Annotated in this window: 16 protein-coding genes; 12 read left to right on the top strand and 4 right to left on the bottom strand. The window is 62.9% G+C overall.

Going from position 1 to position 25913, the window contains the following annotated elements; all coding sequences use genetic code 11:
* Positions 1-285: 285 nt before the first annotated feature.
* Together HU767_RS02105 and HU767_RS02100 are read left to right on the top strand one after the other, a co-directional pair.
* Positions 286-3306 (top strand): autotransporter serine protease, encoded by a 3021-nt coding sequence (locus HU767_RS02105; RefSeq protein WP_238349402.1) that lies wholly within the window; start codon positions 286-288, stop codon positions 3304-3306.
* A gap of 243 nt (positions 3307-3549) precedes the next feature.
* On the top strand, positions 3550-5403 hold the full coding sequence (locus HU767_RS02100; protein WP_186728374.1) for a polyurethanase: 1854 nt from the start codon (positions 3550-3552) through the stop codon (positions 5401-5403).
* Between the two features lie 382 nt (positions 5404-5785).
* Here the strand turns inward: HU767_RS02100 and HU767_RS02095 are convergent, their stop codons facing one another.
* On the bottom strand, positions 5786-6010 hold the full coding sequence (locus HU767_RS02095; RefSeq protein ID WP_186706770.1) for a YgdI/YgdR family lipoprotein: 225 nt from the start codon (positions 6008-6010) through the stop codon (positions 5786-5788).
* 223 nt (positions 6011-6233) lie between these two features.
* On the opposite strand from HU767_RS02095, the gene HU767_RS02090 reads away from it, so the two are divergent.
* The 3 genes from HU767_RS02090 to HU767_RS02080 all read left to right on the top strand — a co-directional run bounded on the left by HU767_RS02090 (position 6234) and on the right by HU767_RS02080 (position 12448).
* Positions 6234-7988 (top strand): VRR-NUC domain-containing protein, encoded by a 1755-nt coding sequence (locus tag HU767_RS02090; protein ID WP_186728373.1) that lies wholly within the window; start codon positions 6234-6236, stop codon positions 7986-7988.
* Positions 7985-10327 carry an ATP-dependent DNA helicase gene (locus HU767_RS02085; RefSeq protein ID WP_186728372.1) on the top strand — a complete coding sequence of 781 codons (2343 nt, stop codon included), beginning with the start codon at positions 7985-7987 and terminating at the stop codon, positions 10325-10327. Before HU767_RS02090 ends, HU767_RS02085 begins: the two co-directional genes overlap by 4 nt.
* 192 nt (positions 10328-10519) lie before the next feature.
* Positions 10520-12448, top strand: a complete 1929-nt coding sequence (locus tag HU767_RS02080) for a PAS domain-containing sensor histidine kinase (RefSeq protein WP_186706775.1) — start codon at positions 10520-10522, stop codon at positions 12446-12448.
* 131 nt (positions 12449-12579) lie between these two features.
* Here HU767_RS02080 and HU767_RS02075 read toward each other — a convergent pair whose 3' ends face one another.
* Positions 12580-12810, bottom strand: a complete 231-nt coding sequence (locus tag HU767_RS02075; protein ID WP_186706776.1) for a hypothetical protein — start codon at positions 12808-12810, stop codon at positions 12580-12582.
* Between the two features lie 154 nt (positions 12811-12964).
* On the opposite strand from HU767_RS02075, the gene HU767_RS02070 reads away from it, so the two are divergent.
* Positions 12965-13501, top strand: coding sequence for a hypothetical protein (locus HU767_RS02070; protein ID WP_186706778.1), 537 nt, complete (start codon positions 12965-12967; stop codon positions 13499-13501).
* Positions 13502-13648: 147 nt separating this feature from the next.
* Here the strand turns inward: HU767_RS02070 and HU767_RS02065 are convergent, their stop codons facing one another.
* On the bottom strand, positions 13649-14986 hold the full coding sequence (locus tag HU767_RS02065) for a cation:proton antiporter (RefSeq protein ID WP_186728371.1): 1338 nt from the start codon (positions 14984-14986) through the stop codon (positions 13649-13651).
* Between the two features lie 321 nt (positions 14987-15307).
* Between HU767_RS02065 and HU767_RS02060 the strand changes: the two genes are divergently transcribed.
* From HU767_RS02060 to HU767_RS02035, 6 genes are all read left to right on the top strand, one after another.
* Positions 15308-16693 carry an iron-containing redox enzyme family protein gene (locus tag HU767_RS02060; protein ID WP_186728370.1) on the top strand — a complete coding sequence of 462 codons (1386 nt, stop codon included), beginning with the start codon at positions 15308-15310 and terminating at the stop codon, positions 16691-16693.
* A gap of 10 nt (positions 16694-16703) precedes the next feature.
* Complete coding sequence (locus HU767_RS02055; protein WP_186706783.1) at positions 16704-17717, top strand: class I SAM-dependent methyltransferase; 1014 nt, start codon at positions 16704-16706, stop codon at positions 17715-17717.
* Entirely contained in the window at positions 17689-18852 is a 1164-nt protein-coding gene (locus tag HU767_RS02050; protein WP_186706784.1) for a carboxylate-amine ligase, read from the top strand. Before HU767_RS02055 ends, HU767_RS02050 begins: the two co-directional genes overlap by 29 nt.
* Positions 18849-21464 carry a DNA ligase D gene (gene ligD, locus HU767_RS02045; RefSeq protein WP_186728369.1) on the top strand — a complete coding sequence of 872 codons (2616 nt, stop codon included), beginning with the start codon at positions 18849-18851 and terminating at the stop codon, positions 21462-21464. The genes HU767_RS02050 and ligD overlap by 4 nt, the downstream gene beginning before the upstream one ends.
* 319 nt (positions 21465-21783) lie before the next feature.
* On the top strand, positions 21784-23310 hold the full coding sequence (locus HU767_RS02040) for an alpha-amylase family glycosyl hydrolase (protein ID WP_186706788.1): 1527 nt from the start codon (positions 21784-21786) through the stop codon (positions 23308-23310).
* A 10-nt stretch (positions 23311-23320) separates the two neighbouring features.
* Positions 23321-24928, top strand: a complete 1608-nt coding sequence (locus tag HU767_RS02035) for an alpha-amylase family protein (protein WP_186728368.1) — start codon at positions 23321-23323, stop codon at positions 24926-24928.
* Here HU767_RS02035 and HU767_RS02030 read toward each other — a convergent pair.
* Positions 24917-25900 carry an SDR family oxidoreductase gene (locus HU767_RS02030; protein ID WP_186728367.1) on the bottom strand — a complete coding sequence of 328 codons (984 nt, stop codon included), beginning with the start codon at positions 25898-25900 and terminating at the stop codon, positions 24917-24919. The two genes, HU767_RS02035 and HU767_RS02030, sit on opposite strands and share 12 nt — an antisense overlap.
* Between the last annotated feature and the right edge of the window lie 13 nt (positions 25901-25913).

The raw sequence follows: 25913 nt of genomic DNA, 5'->3' as shown, positions 1-25913 counted from the left end.
GGCGAGGGAGCTTGCTCCCGCTCGAGTGCGAAGCGCTCGCAGGCATTTTGGGGCTGCTGCGCAGCCCAGCGGGAGCAAGCTCCCTCGCCACAGAAGCTGGGCAAGCCACAGAAGCTGGTTAAGCCACACAGGCTGGGTAAGCCACAGAAGCCATGGCAAGCCACAAAGCCAGGAACACCACAGGGTTTTTGCAACAACTAAGGATGGTTCGTGATGAAAATCGAAAACAAAAAACAACCCAGACCGACAGGTCGCGTGTTTCTGCTCAAGACCCTCAACCGCGCCATGCTCTGCGCACTGGCGACCTTGGGCACGGCCCAGGCGGCGCCTTATGTCGAGGGCGGCAGGGCGGGTGAGCCGGACAGTTGGCGCAGCAGCGAATTCAACGCCGAATGGGGCTTGGGTGCGATCAACGCGCAGCAGGCCTACGCCGCCGGGTACACCGGCAAGGGCGTCAAGCTGGGGATCTTCGACCAGCCGGTCTATGCGGCGCACCCCGAGTTCTCCGGCACTGACAAGGTCGTGACCTTGGTCACCAGCGGCATCCGCGAATACACCGACCCCTACATCCCGGTGAAAGCCGGCGATCCGTTTCGCTACGACGGCTCGCCGACCGTCGGCTCGGACGGCAAGCTGGGCTCCCATGGCACCCACGTCGGTGGGATCGCGGCCGGCAGTCGCGATGGCAGCCCGATGCACGGCGTGGCGTTCGATGCGCAGATCATCAGCGCCGACAACGGCGACCCGGGCCCCGAGGATGGCATCATCCGGGGCAACGATGGCGCGGTGTACAAGGCGGGCTGGGACGCGTTGATCGCCAGCGGCGCACGGATCATCAACAACAGCTGGGGTATTGGTATCACCGACCGCTTCGACCAGGGCGGCCGCGATCCGGCGTTCCCGCACTTCACCGTGCAGGATGCGCAACTGCAATTCGATCAGATCCAGCCGTTGCTAGGCACCAAGCCCGGCGGTGCCTACGAAGGGGCCATCGCCGCGGCTCGCAGCGGGATCGTGACGATTTTCGCCGCCGGCAACGACTACAACCTCAATAACCCCGATGCCATCGCAGGCCTGGCGTATTTCGTCCCGGACATCGCGCCAAACTGGCTCACCGTGGCGGCGCTGCAAGTCAACCCGGACACCGCCAGCCCCGATCCGTACACCATCAGTACCTTCTCGTCGCGCTGCGGCTATACCGCTAGTTTCTGCGTGTCGGCACCGGGCACCCGGGTCTACAGTGCGGTGATCGGCGGCACCGGTGCCGACGACCTGACCGTGGGCTACGCCAACAAGAGCGGCACCTCCATGGCCGCGCCCCATGTCGCCGGCAGCGTGGCGGTGTTGATGGAGCGTTTCCCCTACATGACCGGTGCCCAGGTCGCCAGCGTGCTGCGCACCACCGCCACCGACATGGGCGCGCCGGGCGTCGATTCGTTGTATGGCTGGGGCATGATCAACCTGGGCAAGGCCATCGACGGCCCATCGATGCTGGTGACCGAACAGGACATTCCCGAGGAGTTTCGCATCGATGACGCCTACGGTTCAGGTCAGTTCGTGGCGGACCTGCCGGGCATCGGCGCGATCATCGATGCCGGAAAACCCACGGAGCGGGTGTGCAGCGGCATCCAATGCGGCCTGGACGTTTGGCGCAACGACATCGCCGGCCACGGCGGGCTGACCAAGGCAGGCATCGGCACCCTGGTGCTCACCGGTGAAAACACCTACAGCGGGCCGACCCTGGTCAATCAAGGACGATTGGCGATCAATGGTTCGCTGGCATCGGCCGTGACGGTCAACGACGGCGGCGTCCTGGGCGGCAACGGCCGGATCGCCAGCCTGACCGCCAACCGCGGCGGCAGCGTGGCGCCGGGCAACTCCATCGGCACCTTGCAGGTGGCCGGCGACGTGACGTTCCAACCCGGTTCGAACTACGCGGTGGAAGTCTCGCCCAGTTCCAGCGACCTGATTGTGGCTGGCGGCAAGGCGTCCATTGACGGGGCGACGGTGTCGCTGTCCCTGGAAAACAGCCCGACGCTGCTCACGGCCGGCGAAGTGAAAAGTCTGCTGGGTAGACAGTTCAACATCCTGCAGGCTGCCGGTGGCATTGATGGGCGTTTTGCCGAAGTGTTGCCCAACTACGCCTTCCTGGGGGGCGACCTGACGTACAGTGCCAGCGGCATTCAATTGGCCGTCCAGCGTAACGACGCGTCATTTGCCAGCCTTGGCCTGACGCCCAATCAGCGCTCCGTGGCCACTGCCGCCGAGCAATTGGGCGCGGGCAACGGGCTGTACGAGGCGTTGTTGCTGGCACCCAGCGCCGCCGTGGCACAACAGGCGTTCCAGCAGTTGTCCGGCGAAATCCACCCGGCCATCGGCACGCAATTGATCAACGACAGTCGCCATTTGCGTGACGCCGTGGGCGATCGTCTGCGCCAGGACGCGCTCTACGAGGCCGGTACACCGACCGATGCCAGCAGCAATGCCTGGTTCAAGGTGCTGGGCGCTTGGGGCAAGAACGAGGGCGGGCATGATAGCGCCGGCACGACCAGCTCCATCGGCGGCTTGCTGGTCGGTGTCGATGGCCTGATCAGTGAGCAGACGCGACTGGGTTTCGTCACCGGCTACAGCGACACTTCGCTGGGCATGGGCGACGGTACCCATTCCTCGGCCAAGGCTGACAGCTATCACCTGGGTGTCTATCTGGGGCATGAGATCGACGCGCTGCGCCTGACCGTCGGCGGCGCCCACAGCTGGCACCGCATCGACGTCAAGCGCGACCTGCAATGGGGCGACGTCAGTGGCCGGGAGAAAGCCAAGCGTGATGCGCGGACCACCCAACTCTTCACTGAAGCGGCGTACCGCCTCGATGTGCAACCGGTGGCCCTGGAACCGTTCGCCAACCTGGCCTATGTGCACCTGGACAGCGACAGCTTCCATGAGAAAGGCGACAACGCGGCCCTGCACGGTGGTGACGACCGGCGCGATGCAGTGCTTTCGACTCTGGGCATACGGGTCAGCCACACCCTGGCGCTGTCGGATCAACAGCAACTGCAGCTGGCCGGCTCCCTCGGCTGGCAGCACAACCTGAGCAGCACCTCGTCCGAACAGGATTTGGCCTTCGCCGGCAGCAGCAACACCTTCGCGGTGCAGAGCGTGTCGATGGACCGCAACGCCGCCGTGATCGGCGCCCGTGCCGGGCTCGCCGTCGCCAAGGATGTGCGGGTCAACCTGGACTACAACGGCCTGCTCGGCGCCCGGGATAAAACCCACGGCGTGGGCTTGACCCTGGATTGGCAGTTCTGACCAAGAGAAGGCGTTGAACAGGCACTTCTGCAGAAGGAGGGGCTGAACAGGTCCCTCTGTGGCGAGGGAGCTTGCTCCCGCTGGGGTGCGAAGCACCCCCAAACAGGCTGACCGGATCAACCTGGCACACCGCGACAACCGTGTTGGGGCTGCTGCGCAGCCCAGCGGGAGCAAGCTCCCTCGCCACAATGATCCTCCATCAGATGGTTTTAGCATTCCAACAACAAAAAGAGAGCAACCACCATGGGTATCTACGACTACAAGAACTTCGGCACTACCGAATCCAAGGCACTGGTCAGCGACGCAATGGCGATCATGCTGTATTCCTACCACAACCTCGACCACGGCTTTGCCGCCGGGTACCAGCACAACGGCTTCGGTGCAGGCCTGCCGGCGACCCTGGTCACCGCGCTATTGGGGGGCGCTGATTCCCAAGGGGTGATTCCCGGCGTGCCGTGGAATCCCGATTCGGAAAAACTCGCCCTGGAAGCCGTTCAGAAAGCCGGTTGGACACCCATCAGCGCCGAGCAACTGGGCTACGCCGGCAAGGTGGATGCTCGCGGGACGTTCTTTGGCGAAAAGGCCGGCTACACCACCGCGCAGGTCGAGATCCTTGGCAAGTACGACGCAACGGGGCAGTTGCAGGAAATCGGCGTGTCGTTTCGCGGCACCAGTGGCCCACGGGAAAACCTGATTGGCGATTCCATTGGCGACGTGATCAACGACCTGATGGCCGCGCTGGGCCCCAAGGATTATGCGAAAAACTACGCCGGCGAAGCCTTTGGCAGCCTGCTGGAGGACGTCGCGAAGTTTGCCCAGGCCCATGGGCTCACGGGCGCGGACGTGCTGGTCAGCGGCCACAGCCTGGGTGGGCTGGCGGTCAACAGCCTGGCGGACTTGAGCTCCCACCAATGGTCAGGCTTCTATGCCGATGCCAATTACATCGCCTACGCCTCGCCGACCCAGAGCAGTACCGACAAGGTCTTGAACATCGGCTACGAGAACGATCCGGTGTTCCGCGCCCTGGACGGCTCGACGTTCAACCTCGCCTCGGTGGGTGTGCACGATGGGCAACAGGAATCCGCCACCAACAACATCGTCAGTTTCAATGACCACTACGCTTCGGCGGCCTGGAACGTGTTGCCGTTTTCCATCCTCAACATCCCCACCTGGGTTTCCCACCTGCCCAGCGGCTACAGCGATGGCCTGGGCCGGATCATGAACTCGGCGTTCTACGACCTCACCGAAAAAGACTCCACCCTCATTGTCGCCAACCTGTCGGACCCTGCGCGCGCCAACACCTGGGTGCAGGACCTCAACCGCAACGCTGAAATCCACACCGGCAGCACGTTCATCATCGGCAGCGATAACAACGACCTGATCCAGGGCGGCCAGGGCAACGACTACCTGGAAGGTCGCGCCGGCAACGACACCTTTCGCGATGGCGGTGGCAACAACGTGATCGAGGGCGGGCAGGGCAGCAACAGTCTGCAGTTGCAGCAGTCGGTGAAGGATTTCAGTTTCGCCCATGACGGCGCCGGGACGCTGTACATGCGCGATGCCCATGGCGGGATCAGCGTCACCCGCGACATCGGCACCTTGGTCAGTAAAGAGTCCGGATTGTTCTGGGGGCTGCTCAAGGATGAGGTGAGCCACGGCGTCACCGCCAACGGCTTGGTGGCCGGCGCCAACCTGACGGCGTATGCGTCATCGGTCAAGGGCAGCGCGGCCAACGACACCCTGGTGGCGGGTGCGAAGGGGGACTGGCTGTTTGGCCTGGACGGCAACGACGTGCTGGTAGGTGGCGCGGGTCACGACACCTTCGTCGGCGGTGCGGGCAATGACCTGATGCAAGCGGGCGGTGGCGGTGACACCTTCCTGTTCAACGGCTCGTTCGGCCAGGACCGGATCACGGGGTATGAGGCAGGGGACAAACTGGTGTTCCTCGGTGTACCGGGCGCCGGGACAGGTCATGACGACAGCGAGTACCTGTCACAGGTGGGCAATGACACGCTGCTCAAGGTCGGTGACAGTTCCGTGACCCTGGTGGGGGTTGGTCTCGGTCAGGTTGGTGGCGACGGGATCGTGTTCGCTTGATACCGCTATCGCGAGCAGGCTCGCTCCCACAGGGGGGCGGGGGTATGCAGGATTTGTGTTCACCAGCGGCTCGTCTTGTGGGAGCGGGCTTGCTCGCGAAAGCGGTGGGTCAGCTTGCATTGATGTTGGATGTACAGGCCCCTTCGCGAGCAGGGGGGCGGGGCGTATGCAGGATTTGTGTTCACCAGCGGCTCGTCTTGTGGGAGCGGGCTTGCTCGCGAAAGCGGTGTGTCAGTTGACGGTGATGTTGGATGTACAGGCCCCTTCGCGAGCAGGCTCGCTCCCACAGTGGATTATGGGTGTATGCAGCATTTGTGGTCACCACCAGACCTGTGGGAGCGAGCCTGCTCGCGATGGCGGCCTACCAGGCGAATCACTGGAATCAGTCTTCCTTGCGAATGGTGGCCACATCATCGGCGCGGACCCGGACTTGTCTGCCGGAAATATCCTCGAACTCATAGAAACCATCGACGGTGCGGGTGTTGGGAGTGTCCTTGGTCAAATATTGGGTGCCGTTCTGCAAGGTCACCACCGTGGGCGACGCGCAGCCAGCCAGCGCCATAAATGCCACGGCAACCAGGGGCAGGCCCACAAACTTCATGTTCATAACCATAACCTCTCAAATCCAAAGGACACGGAGCAGCTGATTCGACCGCGCCATCATCTTAGTCAACCGCCATTGGTCTCGCTTACCGTAGGAAAGTTCATCGCTAGCTGAAGGATTTCACCTTAAATATAGGAGACCGTTCATCTTTTGCGGTTGCCTGGCTGGTTTACAGCTGCTATCTGTATGCATAACCAGTACCTCGACATCCTTGGCGTTTCTTTCCGTGGCAGCCCGTTCTCTCGACGATCCGTTTTACTACCTGAACAACTTCCAGCAAGTGCTGGCGTGGTTGACCCAGCGTTATGCCGATGTGCTCAGCAGCGCAGAGCAGCGCTTCATCGACGATTTCGCGGCGTTACCCCGTGCCTCCCAAGGCTTGCTGGTGCGGATGGTGATGCGCAAAGGGCTGCGGTTCCGTCATAACAAGCTCAACTACCCGGAAGTCGGCGACATTGGCGTCGCCGTCGAGCCATTGCTGGCGCTTGGTTGGGTCGAGGAACAGGCCCCGGTCGGGCTCGTCGAACTGTTCGAGGTGTTGCTCAAGGCGGAAATCCTCCAATGCCTGGGCCACCTGATCGAACACCCCAAGGCCAAAAAGACCGAATGGCTCCAGGCCCTGGAGGATCACTCCAGCCCACCTCAGCCGTTCCGTGCCTGGTGTCCGCAGCTCGATGATCGGCTGTACAGCCTGACGATCATGGACCTGTGCGACAGGCTGCGCTTGATGTTCTTTGGCAATCTTTACCAGGACTGGTCGGAATTCGTCCTGGCGGACCTGGGCATCTTCACCTACGAAACCGTCGAATTCAGCACCGAGTCACGGGGCTTGCGCAGCCGCGAAGACGTCGATGCCTGCCTGTTCCTGCACGACTGCCAACTGCGCTTCGAAGCCGGCGAGCCCATGGAAGAGATCGTCGCCCAGATCAACGAACTGTCCCTGGATAATCCGTGGCTGGAACGGCGCCGGGGCAAGTTGTTGTTCCAGATCGGCCAGCACGGCGAGCGCATCGGCGATTTTGCCTTGGCCTTGTGCATCTATCGCGATTGCACTTACCCAGGCGCGCGGCTGCGGATGGTCCGGGTGCTGGAGCGCATGGGCGAATATGCCTTGGCCCTTGAACTGGGTGAGGCGGCGGCGCAGGCACCGCAAAGCGCCGCCGAAACCCAGGCCTTGCTGCGGATCGTGCCTCGCCTGCGGCGCAAGCTGGGCGGCCCGCCAGTGCCACGGACAATCGCCCGGGAAGTGGAACGCCTGGACCTGCATCTGCCTCGCGTCGACCCAGGCTTGTCGGTGGAATACCACGTCCAGGCCCATCTGCATGACGAAACCGCGCCGGTGCATTACGTCGAGAACAGCCTGATCAATTCGCTGTTCGGCCTGTTGTGCTGGCCGGCGATCTTCGCGCCGTTGCCGGGCGCGTTTTTCCATCCGTTCCAGCGCGGGCCGGTCGATCTGCTCAACGAGGACTTCCATGCCCGTCGCGCCGAGTTGTTCGCGGTCTGCCTGGCGGAGTTGGACGACGGTCGCTATCGACAGACCATCGGCCGCCGTTACGCCGAAAAGTGGGGCGTGCAATCGCCGTTCGTGTTCTGGGGCGCGTTGTCCGAACCGTTGCTGGAACAGGCCCTCGATTGCCTGCCGGCCGAACATCTCAAGCACTGGTTCCAGCGCCTGCTGCTGGACATCAAGGCCAACCGCGCCGGTATGCCGGACCTGATTCAGTTCTGGCCGCAGCTCAAGACCTACCGCATGATCGAAGTCAAAGGCCCCGGCGATCGCCTGCAAGACAACCAACTGCGCTGGCTGGAGTTCTGTCATGAGCACCAGATGCCCGTCGCTGTCTGTTATGTGCAATGGGCGGAGTCCGCCATCGCGAGCGAGCTCGCCCCCACAGGGGGTGAACCTTGTGGGAATGAGCAGGGGGATGCACCACCGATCCCCTGTGGGAGCGAGCCTGCTCGCGATGGGGCCCCATGACTCCGGCGCAGAGCTACAGCATCGCCGTGCGGGCGCTGTGTGAGTTCACCGCCAAGGTGGGCGACCTGGACCTGCGCTTCACGCCGTCGCCCACGGCCCTGGAAGGCATTGCCGGCCACCGCACCGTCGCTTCGCGGCGCAGCGAGGGGTATCAGGCTGAAGTGGCCCTCGAAGGTCATTACCAGACACTGAAAGTCAAAGGCCGGGCCGACGGCTATGACCCGGCCCACCAGTGCCTTGAAGAAGTGAAGACCTACCGGGGCGACCTGAGCAAACAGCCGGCCAACCACCGCCAGTTGCATTGGGCCCAGGCAAAAATCTATGGCTGGCTGATGTGCCAGAAGCTGCAGTTGCCGCGCATCGACGTGGCCCTGGTGTATTTCGACATCGTCAGCGAAAAGGAAACCCGCTTCGCGCAACGCTTCGAGGCACCGCAGTTGCAAGCCTTTTTCGAGGAACAATGCGCGGCGTTCCTGGCCTGGGCCGAGCAGGAAATGGCCCATCGACAGGCGCGTAACCTCGGCGCCCAGGCGCTGGTATTTCCCCATGCGGGTTTCAGGCCGGGGCAACGGCACTTGGCCGAATCGGTATTCAAGGCGGTCAGCACCGGCCGCTGCCTGATGGCCCAGGCGCCCACCGGCATCGGCAAGACCGTTGGCACCTTGTTCCCGATGCTCAAGGCCCTGGCGCCGCAGCAATTGGACAAGGTCTACTTCCTCACGGCGAAAACCCCGGGACGCAAGCTGGCCCTGGACGCGGCGCGCGTGATCACCGACAGCGCGCCGTCGATGCCGTTGCGGGTGCTGGAAATGATCGCCCGGGACAAAGCCTGCGAACACCCGGACAAAGCCTGCCATGGCGAATCCTGCCCGCTGGCCCGTGGGTTTTATGACCGCCTGCCGGGCGCCCGGGCAGCGGCGAGTCGGGTCGCCATGCTCGATCAGGCGGCGTTGCGCGAAATTGCCCTGGCCCACGAGGTATGCCCGTATTACCTCAGCCAGGAAATGGCCCGTTGGACCGACGTGGTGGTCGCCGACTACAACTATTACTTCGACTTCAGTGCCTTGCTCTTTGGCCTGGCCCAGGCCAATAACTGGACCGTCGCGACACTGGTGGACGAGGCCCATAACCTGGTGGAGCGCGGACGGCAGATGTACAGCGCGACCCTCGACCAGGCCACGCTGAGCGGTGTGCGCAAGACTGCCCCCGAAGCGCTGAAGAAATCCCTGGAACGGGTCAATCGCCAGTGGAACGCTTTGCATGCGCCCCAGGTGGCGGCCTACCAGGCCTATGAAAAACTTCCGGAAAAACTGCTCCAGGCCCTGGCCACCTGCACCACCGCCATTGGCGATTACCTCAACGATCATCCCCAGGGCCTGGACAGCGCACTGCAGGCGTTTTACTTCGACGCCTTGCAGTTCGGCCGGGTGGCGGAAACCTTCGACGAGCACTTCCTGTTCGACATCCACAAGCGTGAGCTCGGCCGCCAGCGCAGCCTTTCGACGCTGTGCCTGCGCAATGTGGTGCCGGCGGCGTTCCTGCGGCCCAGACTGACGGCGGCCCGTAGCACCGTGCTGTTCTCGGCGACCCTGAGCCCTCGGCATTACTACGCGGATTTGCTGGGGACGCCGGGCGACACGGTGTGGATCGACGTGGAGTCGCCGTTCAAGGCCGAGCAGTTGGACGTACAGGTTGTCAGCCGTATTTCCACCCGTTTTGCCCATCGCCAGGCGTCCCTGGAGCCGATCGTCACGTTGATGGCCCGCCAGTTCAGCGAGCGCCCGGGTAACTACCTGGCTTTTTTCAGCAGCTTCGATTACTTGCAGCAAGTGGCCGGGCTGTTTGCCGAGCGATACCCACGGATTGACCTCTGGACGCAATCGCGGGGCATGGGCGAAGCCCCTCGGCAGGCGTTTCTCGAGCGTTTCATGGAGCACAGCCAGGGCATTGGTTTTGCGGTGCTGGGCGGGGCGTTCGGGGAGGGCATCGACTTGCCGGGCTCACGCCTGATCGGCGCCTTCATTGCCACCTTGGGGCTGGCGCAGTTCAACCCGGTCAATGAGCAGATGAAACAGCGCATGGCGGCGATTTTTGGCGACGGCTACGATTACACCTACCTGTATCCGGGATTGCAAAAAGTCGTACAGGCGGCCGGCCGGGTCATCCGTACCCAGCAGGATCGCGGGGTAGTGATGCTGATCGACGATCGGTTTGGCGAGGCCAGGGTGCAGCAACTGTTGCCGCGCTGGTGGTCGGTCACCCCGGAAACACACAAATTCCCCTGTGGGAGCGGGCTTGCTCGCGAAGGCGTCGGTGCATTTGGCGTCAATGTAGACTGACCCACCGCTTTCGCGAGCAAGCCCGCTCCCACAGGCAACGCTGTTCACTTAAGACGGTCTGGATCCCGTGGCGAGGGAGCTTGCTCCCGCCGGGCTGCGTAGCGGCCCCTTCACCTCCTAGGCTCAATAATTTTTCCTAACGCCAGACTTGCTCCATAATCCGCAAAAAATCCACACGGATGCCCCGGCCAGATGCTCGAGAATGACCCAAAGCCCCCGCTTATCAACGAGGAACAGCGCTTTCGCTTGCTCATCGACGCGGTGGTCGACTATGCCATCTACATGACCGACCCTTCGGGCATCATCACCAGCTGGAACTCCGGTGCCAGGCGTTTCAAGGGCTATGAGGAAGCCGAGATCCTTGGCCAGCATTTCTCCCGGTTCTACACCGACCAGGACCGCGCCGCCGGCCTGCCGCAACGGGCGCTGGACACGGCCGTGCGCGAGGGACGTTTCGAAGGCGAGGGTTGGCGGGTGCGCAAGGACGGCACGCTGTTCTGGTCCCATGTGGTGATCGATCCGATCATCGACAGCCAGAGCGGCGCCTTGCTCGGCTTCGCCAAGATCACTCGCGACCTGACCGACCGCAAGATGGCCGAGGAAACCCTCAAGCAAAGCGAGCAGCAGTTTCGCCTGCTGGTGCAAAGCGTCACCGATTACGCCATCTACATGCTCGACCCGGAAGGCCAGGTCACCAACTGGAACCAGGGGGCACAGCGGATCAAGGGCTATCTGCCGGTGGAAGCCATCGGCCGGCACTTCTCGATGTTCTACACCCCCGAGGATCGCGACGCCGGCGAGCCACAGCGGGCGTTGAGCATCGCTGCCAGCGAAGGACGCTTCGAGAAAAAAGGCTGGCGGATGCGCAAGGATGGCACGCGCTTCATGGCCCACGTGGTCATCGATGCGATTCGCAGCGACACCGGCACGTTGCTGGGCTTTGCCAAGATCACCCGCGACATCACCGATGCCACCCAGGCCCAGCAGGCCCTTGAACAGGCCCGCGAGGCGTTGTTTCAATCCCAGAAACTGCAAGCCATCGGCCAGCTCACCGGAGGCATTGCCCATGATTTCAATAACCTGTTGACGGTGATCCTTGGCAATCTGGAAATCGTCCGCAAGCGCATGCCCAGCGAGCCGAAACTCACCCAATTGCTGGAAAACGCGACCCAGGGCGCGCTGCGCGGGGTTTCGCTGACCCAACGCATGCTGGCGTTTGCCCGTCGGCAGAAACTGACCTACGAATCGGTCGAACTGTCGGCCCTGGTGCAGGGCATCAGCGGATTGCTGCAAAGCTCCCTGGGCCCGTCGATCCACATCCAGACCCGTTTCGACGAGGCGCTGTCGCCGGTGCTGGCGGATGTCAACCAATTGGAACTGGCGATTCTCAACCTGGCGACCAATGCCCGGGACGCCATGCCCCATGGCGGCCAGATCATCATCGCCGCCGATGAGCGGCAAGGGGCTGATGCCGCGCCGGACAAGCCGATGGCCCCCGGGCGCTACATTCGCCTGACGATAACCGATGAGGGCGAGGGCATGGACGAAGCCACGCTGGCTTCGGCCGTGGATCCGTTCTTCACCACCAAGGGCGTCGGCAAGGGCACCGGCCTCGGGTTGTCGATGGTGCATGGCTTGGCGGAACAGTTGGGTGGCCGCCTGACGCTCAAGAGCCAGAAAGGTGTCGGGACCACCGCCGAACTGTGGTTGCCAGTGGCCGGCGATTCGGCCCCTGGTAAAGCGGCGATCGAGGACGCGGCACCGCCGGTCCATGAATTGAAGGTGCTGGTAGTCGACGATGACAGCCTGGTGCTGACCAGCACGCGCCTGTTGATCGAAGACCTGGGGCACCGAGTCCTTTGCGCGCCGTCGGGGGCCCAGGCGCTGGAACTGTATGAGCGCAACCTGGACATCGACCTGGTGATCACCGACATGGCCATGCCGCAGATGGACGGCGCGCAGTTGGCGAAATTGTTGCGCGACCGCCAACCGACCCTGCCCATCATCCTGGCCACCGGTTATGCCGAACGCCTGGAAGGTTTCGCCGCGCAACTGCCTCGGTTGATCAAGCCGTTCAAGCAGATCGATTTGATGCAGATCATTGGGCAGACGATGAAATAGCCAGGAAGGTATTCGTCTCCAGTGGCGAGGGAGCTTGCTCCCGCTGGGCTGCGAAGCGGCCCCAAAAGCAGGCGAGCGCTACGCGCCCGAGCGGGAGCAAGCTCCCTCGCCACCAGAGCAGCCGCCTTCGCCTATTCGGTGTTTTTCTTGAACCCACGCAAATTCATCGCACACAGGCAAAACTGCAACACGATCAGCGCATACGCATCGGTATGCAAACCCCAGATCACCCACAAAATATTGCTCGCGATAAAACAACTGAAGCCCGCCACCCGACGTCGGGGTTGGCGTGAGCCGATCAGCCAGGCGGCCAGCACCGTCACGAGCATCGCTGGCCATTGCACCCATCCAAGATAATCCACGCAAACCGTCCTCTTGCCCTTACGCCACTAGAGACCTTTGCCGTTGCGCAGCGTTTCCTCGGATTTCGCCGCACCTGTGGTCCATTGGCTTGAACTTGCCGCGCGCCGGGTTCTTCTAATGAGTCCGAATCATCACCGAGGCACAGCCTGCGCAATGCCCAGAATACTCACCGGGCCAACCCCGGAAGAAGAACTGACGGAACACAACGCCAAACTGTTCGGCTCGCCCAAGGAGCGGCTGGATTTCTACCGCCGGGAGATCCAATACGAAACCAGCATCCTGGCCAACCGAACCGATGCTTACCTGGCCGCCCAGTCCTTCCTGGTGATCGCCTTCGCCTCGTGCATGGCCAACCTGAACCCGGAGTGGGGCAAGTTGTTCACGCTGATCGTGCCGCCATTCCTGGCCTTGCTGGGGTTCCTGAGTTCGCTCAACGCCTGGCCGGGCATCAAGGCGGCCTACGAGATCATCGATCATTGGCATTTCAAGCAGAGCGAACTATTGCGCGCCGAGCCCCTGATGGGCCTGGCCTATGACGAATCGCCCTTGTTCAGCGAGCGCGAATCGACCCACAAGGGGTACCGTAAGTCATTGCTGTTCTCGCTGCGTACACCGTGGATCTTCGCCACGTTCTGGGTGTTGCTGGGGGCGTATTCGATTTATATCCAAGTAAGTGATCCAGGCGGTTGAAACACACCCTTTGAAGTCGGGCATCATTGTGGCGAGGGAGCTTGCTCCCGCTGGGCTGCGCAGCGGCCCCAAGCTTTGCGGTCGCTGCGCAACCGAGCGGGAGCAAGCTCCCTCGCCACAACAGCGTTCATCTCCTTCCACAGTGGCTCAACCCGAGTGCTTACGGCGCTCATACCACGCCAACGTAGGCTGGGTGCTCAACCCATGGACCAGAATGCTCAAGGCCACCACCGACAGGGTGAGGTTGATGCACAGTTGCGCCACGTCTGGCGGCAGATCATGGTTCAAGGCGAAAAACAGATAAAACAGGCTGCCGATCCCGCGAATGCCAAACCAGCCGATCAGCAGCCGTTGCGGTCCGTCGAGCAATCGCCGCCAAGGAATCACCAGCACACTCAACGGGCGAATCACGACGAACAACAGGGCGCCGATCGCCAAGGCCCGCCAATCCCAATGGCTGGCCAGCACAACCCCCAGCAACGTCACCAGGAACACCTCCATCGACCGTTCCACCAGACTGCCGAACGCCAGCATGTCGCTCATCATGACCCCGGCGGCCAGTTGACCATCGTCCAGCGACTCGGTATCGCCTGCGACGGCTTGCTGGGGATCGACGGTTTCGTGGCCCACCACCGGTTGCACCAGGTGCTCCGCCGGCGGTGCCGTTTCATCGGTGGATTTGACCTCGGCCTGACGCAGCCCCAGCCCGGCGGCGAACACCGAGAGAAAACCGTAGCCCTGGATCCACTCGGCCACGACGTAAGCCAGGGCAATTAGCGCCAGGGCCAGATAGTCGTTGGGCGACAAGGTGCTGTCGGCATTCCTGATGCGCATCGACAAGGTCAACTTGCCGATGCCACGGCCCATCCAGTAGCCGACCAGCAGACCGGCCGGCACGGCCCACAGGACGTTGCGCAGCAGCCATTCACCGAGAAAACCGCTGCCGTCTTCACGCAGCATCAACAGGCCGAGGATCACGAAGGGAAACGCCGTGCCGTCGTTCAGTCCCGCTTCGCCCGACAGGCCGAACCGCACCCGATCGTCATCCCGGGCGTCGTTGACCTGCACCAACGCCGCCAATACCGGGTCGGTGGGCGCCAGCATCGCGCCGATCAGCATCGACACGCCCCAGCTCAGGCCCAACAGATAGTGCAGCGCCAGGCACAGGCCGGCGATGCACAGGATCATCACCGGCCCGGCCAGCCCATAGGCCACGCGCCAGGTCCGGTCGTTGAGGGGCAGGCGCAACTTGAGGCCGCTGACGAACAGCGAAAACACCACCGCGACTTCCGTGAGGTGTTCCATCCACACCGACGAGTCGCTGATGTCCAGCCTCAGCACGCCCAACCCCAGCGGCCCGATGGCAACGCCCAGCACCAGGCACATCGCCGAGGTGGTGACCGGCATCCAGCGCAGATAAGAGGCCGTCAGGGCCAGGGTCAGCAACACCCCACCGAGCACCGCTACCCATACTGTGAACGTCATCGTTGCTCCTTGGATAACCCGGTGCCGACTAACCCGTGGCGAGGGAGCTTGCTCCCGCTCGAGTGCGAAGCGCTCGCGGCATTGGGGTCGCTTCGCGACCCAGCGGGAGCAAGCTCCCTCGCCACAACAGCGCTCTCGACATCTACAACTGGGTGGTTCTCAGCATTCGAGGGCTGAAGCGAAACGAGGGTTCCCATCATCTACGCATCGCCCCGTTTATCCGCCTGCCGTTCAACCCAATGGAATTTTTCGCCGTTCCCAGCGCTCAGCAACAAAAGAGACGTTCTGATTCAGCGTCCGCCGAGAACCCAAGAGGCCCTTATGACTGCGCTGACACCCCTCCAATCCCGGCCAGCCACCGTGCACCCTGTCACCCATGGGGGACAGGTGCGCCAATGCTATGAGCGGCTGTTCCAAGGCCCTGACGACGCGGACAAGCAAGCCGTCGCCCAAGCCTTCCTCCAGCAATGCATCGCGAAGGCTGCGGCGCTGCCCCAGGAGATGCCGGACGATCCCATGGCGCTGTCGGCCTGGGTCGAGCACCACAGCGCCGGCGTCGCCCGGCAATACGCGGATTACCTGGAACGGCGCAAAAGCGGCGGCCCGCGAGAGTTCTTCAGCAACAAGGCCCACGCCCTGTACTTCCTGCAAGCCGTTGCGCCGACCAAACGGGTGGACGGCGCCTGGCTGTATGGCGTGGTCAGTCATTGGCACGACCACCGTTTCGAAGGGTTGCTGTGCACCTACCTGGAAGAGCTGGGGGACGGTCATCCGTCACAGAACCACGTGGTGCTTTATCGCAAGCTGCTCGCCGAACACGACCTGTGTGACGCCCCGGACATCGACGATGACCTGTATCTGCAAGGGGCCGTGCAACTGGCCCTGGGTTATGCCGGCGACGAGTACCTGCCGGAGGTCATCGGCTACAACCTGGGCTACGAGCAATTGCCCCTGCATCTACTGATCAGTGCTTATGAGCTGAGCGAGCTGGACATCGATCCGTACTATTTCACCCTCCACGTCACCATCGACAACGCCAGCACCGGCCACGCCCACAAGGCCGTGCAGTCGCTGTTGCAACTGATGCCGATGGAAGCCGACCGGGAGGCCTTCTGGCAGCGAGTCACGCTGGGTTATCGCCTCAATGACCTGGGGCAGGGCAGCCGGGCCATCATCGGCGCGTTCGACCTGGATCGCGAAGTGCTGGACATGCTCGAACGCAAACGCCCATTCGGCCAGCACATGCACTCCGACTACTGCAAGTTCGAAGGCAAGACCGTCAACCAGTGGCTTTCGGAACCGGGCCAGTTGCAAGGGTTCCTGGCGGCGATGCAGAACAAAGGCTGGATCAAGCGTCATGAAGATCCGCAAAGCAGCCGTTTCTGGACGCTGATCGATGGGCCAGGCGCGGCCATGTTCGGGGTGTTCAGCCCCTACGAAAAACAACTGCTGCACGACTGGATTGCCGGGGACTGGCGGGATGAGGGTGCGAAATCCACTGCCCGGCGGGGTTCGGGCGCCGTGTGCGAGCCCGTGACACCGATGGACGATCCCGATGTGCAAAGCCTGGAACAGGCGCTGCAAGGCCGCACGCCGGACGAGCAGATGCACGCGCTGGTGCCCTGGCTTTGTGCCCGCTGCCACAGCCATCCGGCCGGACTGTTGGCGACTCGCCGGTTCATCGAACTCAAATCCGCACTTCGCTAGGGAGCCCTGCATGACTGAGGAAGTACGCCTGTCCGAACCGGACCTTGCGCTGTTACAACTGGGCCGACGCCTGCAAGCCGACGGCTACCGTTTCATCACCCCGACGCCATTGACCCACGAACGGGTCAACCAGCGGCCCGGCAATGAGCGTTCCAAGACCTTGCGGGACGTGTTCGGCTGGTCGCGGCCGTTTGCGCCGGGGCTGATCAGTGCCGATGAACAGCGGCAACTGCAAGACGCCCAGGTGCTGGAAGCACGCGATGGCTTGCTGTATAGCCGGGTGCGCTGGTCGAGCCTGGATGGCTTGCTGTTTGCCCATTCGCAATTTCCTACCCAGGCCAATGATGCGGTGTTTTTCGGCCCTGACAGCTACCGCTTCGCCCAACTGATCCATACTCATCTGCAGCAGAACTTCACCGCCGTGCAGCGCGCCGTGGACATCGGTTGCGGCGCCGGTGTCGGTGCCATCGTGATTGCCCGCGCCCGCCGTGAAGCGCAAGTGCTGGCCGTGGACATCAACCCTCAAGCCCTGCGCCTGTGCGCGGTGAACGCGGCGCTGGCGGAGGTGGCCAACGTCGAGGTCAGCCGCAGCGACGTGCTGCAAGACGTGGTCGGCGACTTCGACCTGATCGTCGCCAACCCGCCGTACATGGCCGATCCCTCCGAGCGCGCCTATCGCCACGGTGGCGGAACATTGGGCGCCGGGCTGTCGCTGCGCATCGTCGAGCAGGCCTTGCCCCGGCTCACACCAGGCGGCTCGCTGGTGCTCTACACCGGCGTGGCGATGGTGGACGGACGCGACCCGTTCCTGGAAGCGCTGGGGCAGTGGCGTGACTCAGCGGATTTCGGCTGGACCTACAAGGAATTGGACCCGGACGTGTTCGGTGAGGAATTGCTCACGCCGGGTTATCAGGACGTGGAAAGGATCGCCGTGGTGGCGTTGGTTGTAACCCGCATTGGCGCAGGTCTCGGCGGGGCTATCGGAGGGACTATCGATGAACAGGCGCATGAAGTTCGGCGTTGAAGAGGAGTATTTCATCACTGATTTGCAAACCCGTTGCATGCCGGGTGAACCCCCCGCGCAAGTGATCGCGGCGTGCCAGGCCGAGCTGGGCAAGCATTTCGCCCATGAAATGTTCCAATGCCAGGTGGAGATGGCCTCGCCCATCTTTCGCAGCCTGCCCGAAGCGGCCGATTACCTGGCCCAGGTGCGCAGCGGCCTGACCAAGCGCTTGGCCGAGCATGGCCTGGGCCTGCTCAGCGCGGGCTCGCATCCGATGGCCACCCAGGTGCTGCAGCCCACCGATGAGCTGCATTTCCAGCAATTGTTCGATGACTATCAGCGGGTGGCGCGGCGCAGCGTGCTTTCGGGCCTGCACGTCCACGTGGAAGTGCCCGCGACCCAGGACCGGGTGCGGGTGATGAATGAGATCCTGCCGTGGTTGCCAATGTTCTTGGCCCTGAGCGCCTCGTCGCCATTCTGGAACGGCGGCAACAGTGGTTTCAGCAGCTATCGACAAGTCGCTTGCGATGAATGGCCGCGCATGGGCGTACCGGAGTATTTCGAAGATGAGTCGGCGTTTGCCGGCTACGTGGACATGCTCATGCGCACCGGTTCCATTCGCCAGGCCAGCGATTGCTGGTGGGTGATACGACCTTCGTCACGTTATCCCACGCTGGAGCTGCGCATTTGCGATGCCTGCCCTCGGGCAGAGGACGTGCTGTGCCTGGTCTCGCTGTTTCGCCTGATGGTGGCCCATGCCGTCACGCTGCGCCGGCCCGGCGCCCACTACAGTCAGATGTCCCAGTGGATCCTCAAGGAAAACCGCTGGCGGGCCAAGCGCCACGGGATTCTCGCGGAGTTTATCGTCGAGGGGCAGGAGCAACCGATGCTGATCGGTGAATGGCTCACCCTGGCGGAGCAGACCTTCGGTGAAACCGCTGCCGAGTTGGGCGTCCAGGACGTGTTCAAGCAGGCCCGCCGGATCGTCCAGGAAGGCTCCAGCGCCGATCGGCAGATCGTGCTCTACGAACAAGGCCTGCTGCTGGGTGATTCGGTCGAACAGGCCTTGAGCCGCGTGGTCGATCAGTTACTCGCGGAAACCGCCGGGATGCCCGTCGCCGATCCTGCGTTGCAGCAAGTGGCAGGTGGTCCATGAGCAGCAAGACCCTGGATGACTACAACCGCATGCGCGATTTCGCCGCCACCCCGGAGCCGGCGGCGAAACGCTCACGAAAATCGGCAAAAAGCGCCCATGCCCTGCAGTTCTGCATTCAAAAGCACGATGCCACGCGGCTGCATTATGACTTCCGGCTGGAACTGGACGGCGCGCTCAAGAGCTGGGCAGTGCCCAAGGGGCCTTCCCTGGATCCAAAGGCCAAGCGCCTGGCCGTGCATGTCGAAGATCATCCGCTGGATTACGCGACGTTCGAGGGCAGCATCCCCGAAGGCCACTACGGCGCCGGTGACGTGATCGTCTGGGACCGGGGCGTCTGGATTCCCCAAGGGGACCCCCACGAGGCCTATGAAAAAGGCCGGCTCAAGTTCGAGCTGCAAGGCGAAAAACTCAGCGGCCTGTGGAACCTGGTGCGTACCCACATGCCCGGCAAGCAGGAGCAATGGTTTCTGATCAAGCATCAGGACTCGGCCGCCCGCCCCGAGAGCGAATACGATGTGGTCCAGGCCGAGCCGGACAGCGTGCTCAGCGATCGCACCATCGTGCCCAAGCGCCGAGGCAAGGCCGCGGCGGCCAGAGCGGTGAAAAAACCGGAAAAAGCCGCCCAGTCGAAATCACCGAAACGCACCTCGAAAACCACCCTCAGCGGCGCAGTCGCCGGGCCGCTGCCGGAAACCCTCAAGCCGGAACTGGCGACGCTGGTGGAAAGTGCGCCTGACGGTGAATGGTTGTATGAGATCAAGTTCGACGGTTACCGGGTCATGGCACGCATCGAGAACGGCGATGTCAGGCTGCTGACCCGCAACGGCCATGACTGGACCCACAAGTTGCCAAGACAGGCCGAAGCCTTGGCCGCGCTGGGGCTGGAATCGGCCTGGCTCGACGGCGAGATGGTGGTGGCCAACGAGGAGGGCGTGCCGGACTTCCAGGCCCTGCAAAACGCCTTCGAGGCCGGCAGCAGCGGCAAGATCGCCTATTACCTGTTCGACATGCCTTATCTCAATGGCATGGACTTGCGCAAAGTGCCGGTGCAAGAACGCCGGGCCGCATTGGCCGCGGTACTGGAACCCAACGAAAACCCCTTGCTGCGGTTCTCCGATGCGTTTGAGGAAACCCCCGATGCGCTGCTCAACAGCGCCTGCCAGATGAGGATGGAAGGGCTGATCGGCAAGCGCGTCGGCAGTGCCTATGTGTCCAGGCGCAGCAATGACTGGATCAAGCTCAAGTGCAAGAATCGCCAGGAATTCGTGGTGGTGGGCTTCAGCGATCCCAAGGGCGCGCGAAGTGCCTTTGGTGCCTTACTGCTGGGGCTGCACGATGCCGACAGCGGCCAGTTGCGCTACGCCGGCAAGGTCGGCACCGGGTTCAACGAAACCACCCTTAAAAGCATCTACCAGCAACTGTTGCCCCTGGAGACGAAAAAGCCCCCCGTGGTGAATCCGCCCACCGGCTACGAAGCCAAGGGCGTGCACTGGCTCGAACCGACGTTGTTGGCCGAGGTGGCTTTTGCCGAAATGACCAAGGAAGGCTCGGTGCGCCATGCGGTTTTCCATGGCTTGCGTGACGACAAGCCGGCCGAGGCCATTACCCAGGAGCTTGCCAAACCCGTGAAGAAAACCACCGCGAAGAAGAAAACCAGCACCCAGGACGCGCCTGAGGCGACGCCGGCCAAGGGCAAGTCGAAGACAAAAGCCAAGGCGCCGGCCATGGACGGCAAAGTGCGTATCACCCACCCGGACCGGGTCATCGACGCCAGCAGCGGCACCACCAAGCTGCAATTGGCCGAGTACTACGCCAGCGTGGCGGAATTTATCCTGCCGGAACTGGCGGAGCGCCCGGTGGCCCTGGTCCGGGCGCCGGAAGGCATCGCCGGCGAGCTGTTTTTCCAGAAGAACCCCGAGCGCCTGGCGATTCCCGGTATCACCAGCCTGGACAAGGACCTGACCGGGCAACCGGTGATGATCATCAACAATGCCGAAGCGCTGATCGGCGCGGTGCAGATGAGTACGGTGGAACTGCACACTTGGAATGCCACGTCCGTCGACCTGGACAAGCCCGACCGCTTCGTCCTCGACCTTGACCCGGACCCGGCGCTGCCCTGGAAAAGCATGGTCGAGGCGACGCAACTCACGTTAACGGTGCTCGATGAGCTGGGGCTCAAGGCGTTCCTCAAGACCAGCGGCGGCAAGGGCATCCATGTGGTGGTGCCGTTGACGCGCAAGCTGGGTTGGGATGAGGTGAAGGGCTTTAGCCATGCGATTGTCAGTCATATGGCCAAGTTATTGCCGGACCGGTTTTCGGCGGTATCCGGGCCGAAGAACCGGGTAGGGCGGATCTTTATCGATTATCTGCGTAATGGGCTGGGGGCTACCACCATCTGCGCATATGCCGCTCGGACTCGGGAAGGGCTGCCGGTGTCGGTGCCGATTTTTCGAGAGGAGGTGGCTGAGCTCAAGGGGGCCAATCTTTGGAATGTGCACAATGTTCATGAGCGTCTGGCGGAGGTTGGGCACGAGCCTTGGGCTGGGCTCAAGAAGACCCGGCAGAGTATTACGGCGCAGATGCGTCGGCGTATTGGTATGCGCAAGACTTGAGGTTACGTGTTGGTGTGTATATCCGTTTCTTCGGCAACGGCTCCCGGTCGTACACCCATCAGGTCAGTGGGAGCAAAGCTTGCTCGCGAGGCGGCCTTACAGCTGGCCTTATTCATCGAGTACATATCCACTCCTGCGGTAACGGATATGTCCCAGTCAAAAAAACCGGCACCCGAGTCAACACCCGTTTCCTTGCCTCCCTCAAGAAAAAACGAACCCCGAACGCTTTATCCGGTTCTTAATCTATGTTCCGCGATAAACGGGGCGTCCGGCGGGGCTGCGGTCTTGCCCACCAAACACTGCGATCAAAGGAGGCGACATGCCCAACTCCTTCCCTTCGCCCTGGTGGAAGAACGCTGTGATCTACCAGGTTTATCCACGTTCCTTTGCCGATGCCAACGGCGACGGCATCGGCGATCTTTCCGGCTTGACCGCACGCCTGGATCATCTGCAACACCTGGGCGTCGATGCGTTGTGGCTGTCCCCGGTCTTTCGTTCCCCCATGTGCGACGCGGGCTACGACATTTGCGACTACACCGATGTCGACCCGCTGTTCGGCACCCTGGCTCACCTGGATGAATTGATCGCCCAAGCCCACGCGCGAGGCCTGAAGGTGTTGCTGGATTTCGTGCCCAACCACACTTCGGACCAACATCCCTGGTTCATCGAGTCGCGCGCAAGCCGCGACAACCCCAGGCGCGACTGGTACATCTGGCGCGACCAGCCAAACAACTGGCGTGCCTCGATCGATGGCGGCAGTGCCTGGACCTGGGACGAAACGAGCCAGCAGTACTACCTGCATTTTTTCCTGCCGCAACAACCCGACCTCAACTGGCACAACCCCGACGTGGTGGCGGCCATGCACCAGGTGTTGCATTTCTGGCTGGAGCGAGGCGTGGACGGGTTCCGTGTCGATGTCGTGCATTGCGTCGGCAAGGACCCGAGCTTTGCCGATGATCCGCGCTGCATGGCCGGTGAAACCATGGTCAAGATCAACGACCAGCCGTACAGCCATGAAGTGTTGCGCGGTTTGCGCCGGTTGGTGGACAGCTACCCCGGCGAGCGGGTGTTGATCGGCGAGGTGAACATTCGCTCCACGGCCCAGGTGGCGGCCTATTACGGTGCCAGTGACGAACTGCACATGTCGTTCAATTTCCCGCCTTTGGACGCCCCCTGGGACCCGGTGGTGTTCCGCATGTGCATACGCGAGGTGGAAAACGATCTTGGCCCGTTGCAGGCCTGGCCAACCTGGGTGCTGTCCAATCACGACAATAGCCGACACCGCAGCCGCTACGGCGGTTCGCTGCGCCGGGCCCAAGCCGCTGCGGTCCTGCTGCTGACGCTGCGCGGCACGCCGTTTATCTATCAAGGCGAAGAGCTGGGTCTGGAAGACACCGTGGTCACGGCCCAGACCCGCGTCGACCCAGGCGGCCGGGACGGCAGCCGGGCGCCGTTGCCCTGGACCGTCCAGGCGCCCCATGGCTGGGCCGGGGCCGCGCCGTGGTTGCCCTTTGCGCCACAAGCCGACGTGTTGGCCGTTGAGGCGCAGGAACGAACAGCCGATTCCACCCTGGCGCTGTACCGGCGCCTGCTGGCCTGTCGTCGCGCCAGCCTGGCGTTGCGCCTGGGCGCCTGGGAAGAACTGCCATCGCACCCACAAGTGCTGGCCTATCGTCGTCACTGTGAGGGCGATGAGCGGCTGGTCTGCATCAACTTCGCCGACAGCGAACATACGTTCCCCCTGGCCGACGCCTGGCAGGTCGAAATCGCCAGCGACGGGGCGGGCGAAGGTCAAGTATTCAGTGGCCGACTGGCTGCCGAGCAGGCCGTGATCCTGTGCCGATGAGGAGTGACCGATGAAAGCCAACTGGCACCGAAAGACTCTGATTTACCAGATCGATCCGTCCTTGTTTTCCGACAGCAATGGCGACGGCCGCGGCGACCTGAAGGGCATCATCCAGCGCTTGGATTATCTGAAGGCACTGGGCGTTGGCGCTCTCTGGCTGATGCCGGTCTACCGCTCGCCATTCAAGGACGCGGGTTATGACGTCAGCGATTTCATGGCCCTGGACCCACGCTTCGGCAGCGAAGAAGACCTGCGCCAGTTGATTGTCCAGGCTGGGGAGCGCGGCATGCGCGTCATCCTTGAACTGGTGGCGCAACACACCAGCGACCAACATCCCTGGTTCCAGAGGGCGCGGCGCGACAAGGACAGCGTCTACCGGGATTATTACGTGTGGTCCGACATGCCGGTGGACGACGGCAACCAACCGATCTTTCCGTCGGTGGAAGACAGCATCTGGCAATGGGACGAACAAGCCGGGCAGTACTACCGCCATCTGTTCTATCGCCATGAGCCGGACCTCAACCTGGCGAACCCGCGGGTGGTCGAGGAAATCGAGCGCATCATGGTCCACTGGCTCGAACTGGGCATTGCCGGTTTTCGCCTGGATGCCGCTTCGCATCTGGTGGAACAGGCCGGTGGCGAAGATGAAGAGCAGGGCGTCTGGGTACTGGACCGGCTGTTCAAATGCATGACTGCCATCAATCCTGAAGGCGTGTTGCTGGGGGAGGTGGACGTCGAACCGGAGCGCTACCGCCATTATTTCGGGAACGGCGAGCGCTTGGGACTGGTGCTGGATTTCTGGGTCAACAACCATGTGTTCCTGGCGCTGGCCCGCGGCCAGGCCGAACCTTTGCAACGCGCGATCACCCGGCGTCCCGCACCGCCGGACGGTGCCAGCTATGCGGTGTGGCTGCGCAACCATGACGAACTTGACCTGGAGCGCTTGAGCGAAGAAGAACGTGAGGAAGTGATGCAAGTCTTCGCCCCGGAGCCGGACATGCGCCTGTATGGCCGGGGCATTCGCCGACGCCTGGCGCCGATGCTGGACGGCGATGTGCGCCATCAGGCGCTGGCCCAGGCGCTATTACTGTCGCTGCCCGGCACGCCCATCGTGCGTTACGGTGAGGAAATCGGCATGGGCGACGATTTGTCCCGTCCCGAGCGGCTCTCGGTGCGCACGCCCATGCAGTGGAACAGCCAGGCCAACGCTGGCTTTTCATCGGCCCAGCGCCTCGTCGCTCCGGTGATCGATCAAGGCGCCTTCGCCTACACCCAGCTCAATGTCGAGGACCAGCTGAATGCCCCGGATTCGTTGTTGGGCCGGGTGCGGCCATTGCTGTTGGCCCGTGCCGGCCTGCCCGAAGTAGGCGACGGCGAAGCCCGGCTGCTGACGGTCGATCACCCGGCGGTTTTCGCCGTGGCCCATGTGGGCGAGGCCACCTCGGTGATGTTGGCCAACCTGAGCAACGACACGCTGACCGTGAAGCTGGACGGCCTGGATTTGCACGGCTTCAAGGAAATCATTTCGGACAGCCAATACCCGGCCGCCTTGGATCGGCAACTGACCTTGAATGGCTATGGCTATCGTTGGTGGCGCCGCACCGGATCAGAACAATAACAACACCACCGCCAGCACTCCACCGGTTGCCAGCAACAGCGCCGACACTTGGGTGGAACTGAGGGCCAGCGCCGTATCCCGCGAACGACCGGAGAACCGCCCACGGGTGCGGTGCAGGGACTCCTGCGATTCGAACAGATTGTCCGGCCGTTGGCTGTTGTCATCTTCGTCGGTCATTTGTCCGGCATAGGCGCTGCGAGCCATCAGGCGGTCCAACAGCCCCGGCAACAGGCAAGTGCCGACGATGGCCTTCACGGAGGCGGCGCCGAGCCACAGCTCCCGGGGTGTGCGCTTGACCACGCTGAAAATCGCCCGGGCGGCCACATCCGGATCGTGAATCGGCGGCACCGGCTGCACGCGCTTGCTCAACTTGTTGCGTGCCCAATCGAACTGCGGTGTGTTGATCGCCGGCAGTTGCACCATGCACACCCGGATGTCGCTGTGGTCGTGGAGCAGTTCGCTGCGCAGTGAATCGGTGAAGCCCCGCACCGCGAACTTGGCCGCGCAGTACGCTGCTTGCAGTGGAATGGCGCGGTAGGCCAGCGCGGAGCCGACCTGGATGATCACGCCGCGATTACGCGGGGCCATGAGCTCCAGCGCCGCCAGGGTGCCGTGCACGGTGCCCAGGTAGGTCACGTCCGTAACCCGGTGGATCTCCTCGGCACTCAGTTGGCGAATGGGAGAGAACACAGTGACCATCGCGCAATTGACCCAGACGCCGATCGGGCCGAGTTCTCGCTCCATTCGCTGGGCGGCGTCGGCTACCGCCTGGGCATCGGCCACGTCGACGCTGATTGTCAGGCAGGTCGCCCCCAATTGCGCCAACTCTTCTGCCGTGGCCGCCAGCGCCTGTTCGCCCCGGGCCAGCAGCCCGACCCGGTAGCCGGCGACGGCAAACCGATGCGCCGTGGCGCGGCCGACGCCGGCGGTGGAACCACAGATCACCACGACAGGTGGGCTTTGTTCCTCCATGGCGCTCGCTCCG

The organism is Pseudomonas sp. SWRI179, from assembly GCF_014268705.1.
GTDB lineage: Bacteria > Pseudomonadota > Gammaproteobacteria > Pseudomonadales > Pseudomonadaceae > Aquipseudomonas > Aquipseudomonas zanjanensis.
Note: the sequence above shows the minus strand (reverse complement) of the source record. Positions and strands in the feature narration are given on the sequence as shown.

Bases quoted from the DNA above. Each gene is read 5' to 3' on its own strand.
- HU767_RS02080 (WP_186706775.1), top strand. From the start codon at position 10,520: ATGCTCGAGAATGACCCAAAGCCCCCGCTTATCAACGAGGAACAGCGC.
- HU767_RS02050 (WP_186706784.1), top strand. From the start codon at position 17,689: ATGAACAGGCGCATGAAGTTCGGCGTTGAAGAGGAGTATTTCATCACT.
- HU767_RS02065 (WP_186728371.1), bottom strand. From the start codon at position 14,986: ATGACGTTCACAGTATGGGTAGCGGTGCTCGGTGGGGTGTTGCTGACC.
- HU767_RS02085 (WP_186728372.1), top strand. From the start codon at position 7,985: ATGACTCCGGCGCAGAGCTACAGCATCGCCGTGCGGGCGCTGTGTGAG.
- HU767_RS02035 (WP_186728368.1), top strand. From the start codon at position 23,321: ATGAAAGCCAACTGGCACCGAAAGACTCTGATTTACCAGATCGATCCG.
- HU767_RS02030 (WP_186728367.1), bottom strand. From the start codon at position 25,900: ATGGAGGAACAAAGCCCACCTGTCGTGGTGATCTGTGGTTCCACCGCC.
- HU767_RS02060 (WP_186728370.1), top strand. From the start codon at position 15,308: ATGACTGCGCTGACACCCCTCCAATCCCGGCCAGCCACCGTGCACCCT.
- ligD (WP_186728369.1), top strand. From the start codon at position 18,849: ATGAGCAGCAAGACCCTGGATGACTACAACCGCATGCGCGATTTCGCC.
- HU767_RS02070 (WP_186706778.1), top strand. From the start codon at position 12,965: ATGCCCAGAATACTCACCGGGCCAACCCCGGAAGAAGAACTGACGGAA.
- HU767_RS02100 (WP_186728374.1), top strand. From the start codon at position 3,550: ATGGGTATCTACGACTACAAGAACTTCGGCACTACCGAATCCAAGGCA.
- HU767_RS02040 (WP_186706788.1), top strand. From the start codon at position 21,784: ATGCCCAACTCCTTCCCTTCGCCCTGGTGGAAGAACGCTGTGATCTAC.
- HU767_RS02055 (WP_186706783.1), top strand. From the start codon at position 16,704: ATGACTGAGGAAGTACGCCTGTCCGAACCGGACCTTGCGCTGTTACAA.
- HU767_RS02105 (WP_238349402.1), top strand. From the start codon at position 286: ATGCTCTGCGCACTGGCGACCTTGGGCACGGCCCAGGCGGCGCCTTAT.
- HU767_RS02095 (WP_186706770.1), bottom strand. From the start codon at position 6,010: ATGAACATGAAGTTTGTGGGCCTGCCCCTGGTTGCCGTGGCATTTATG.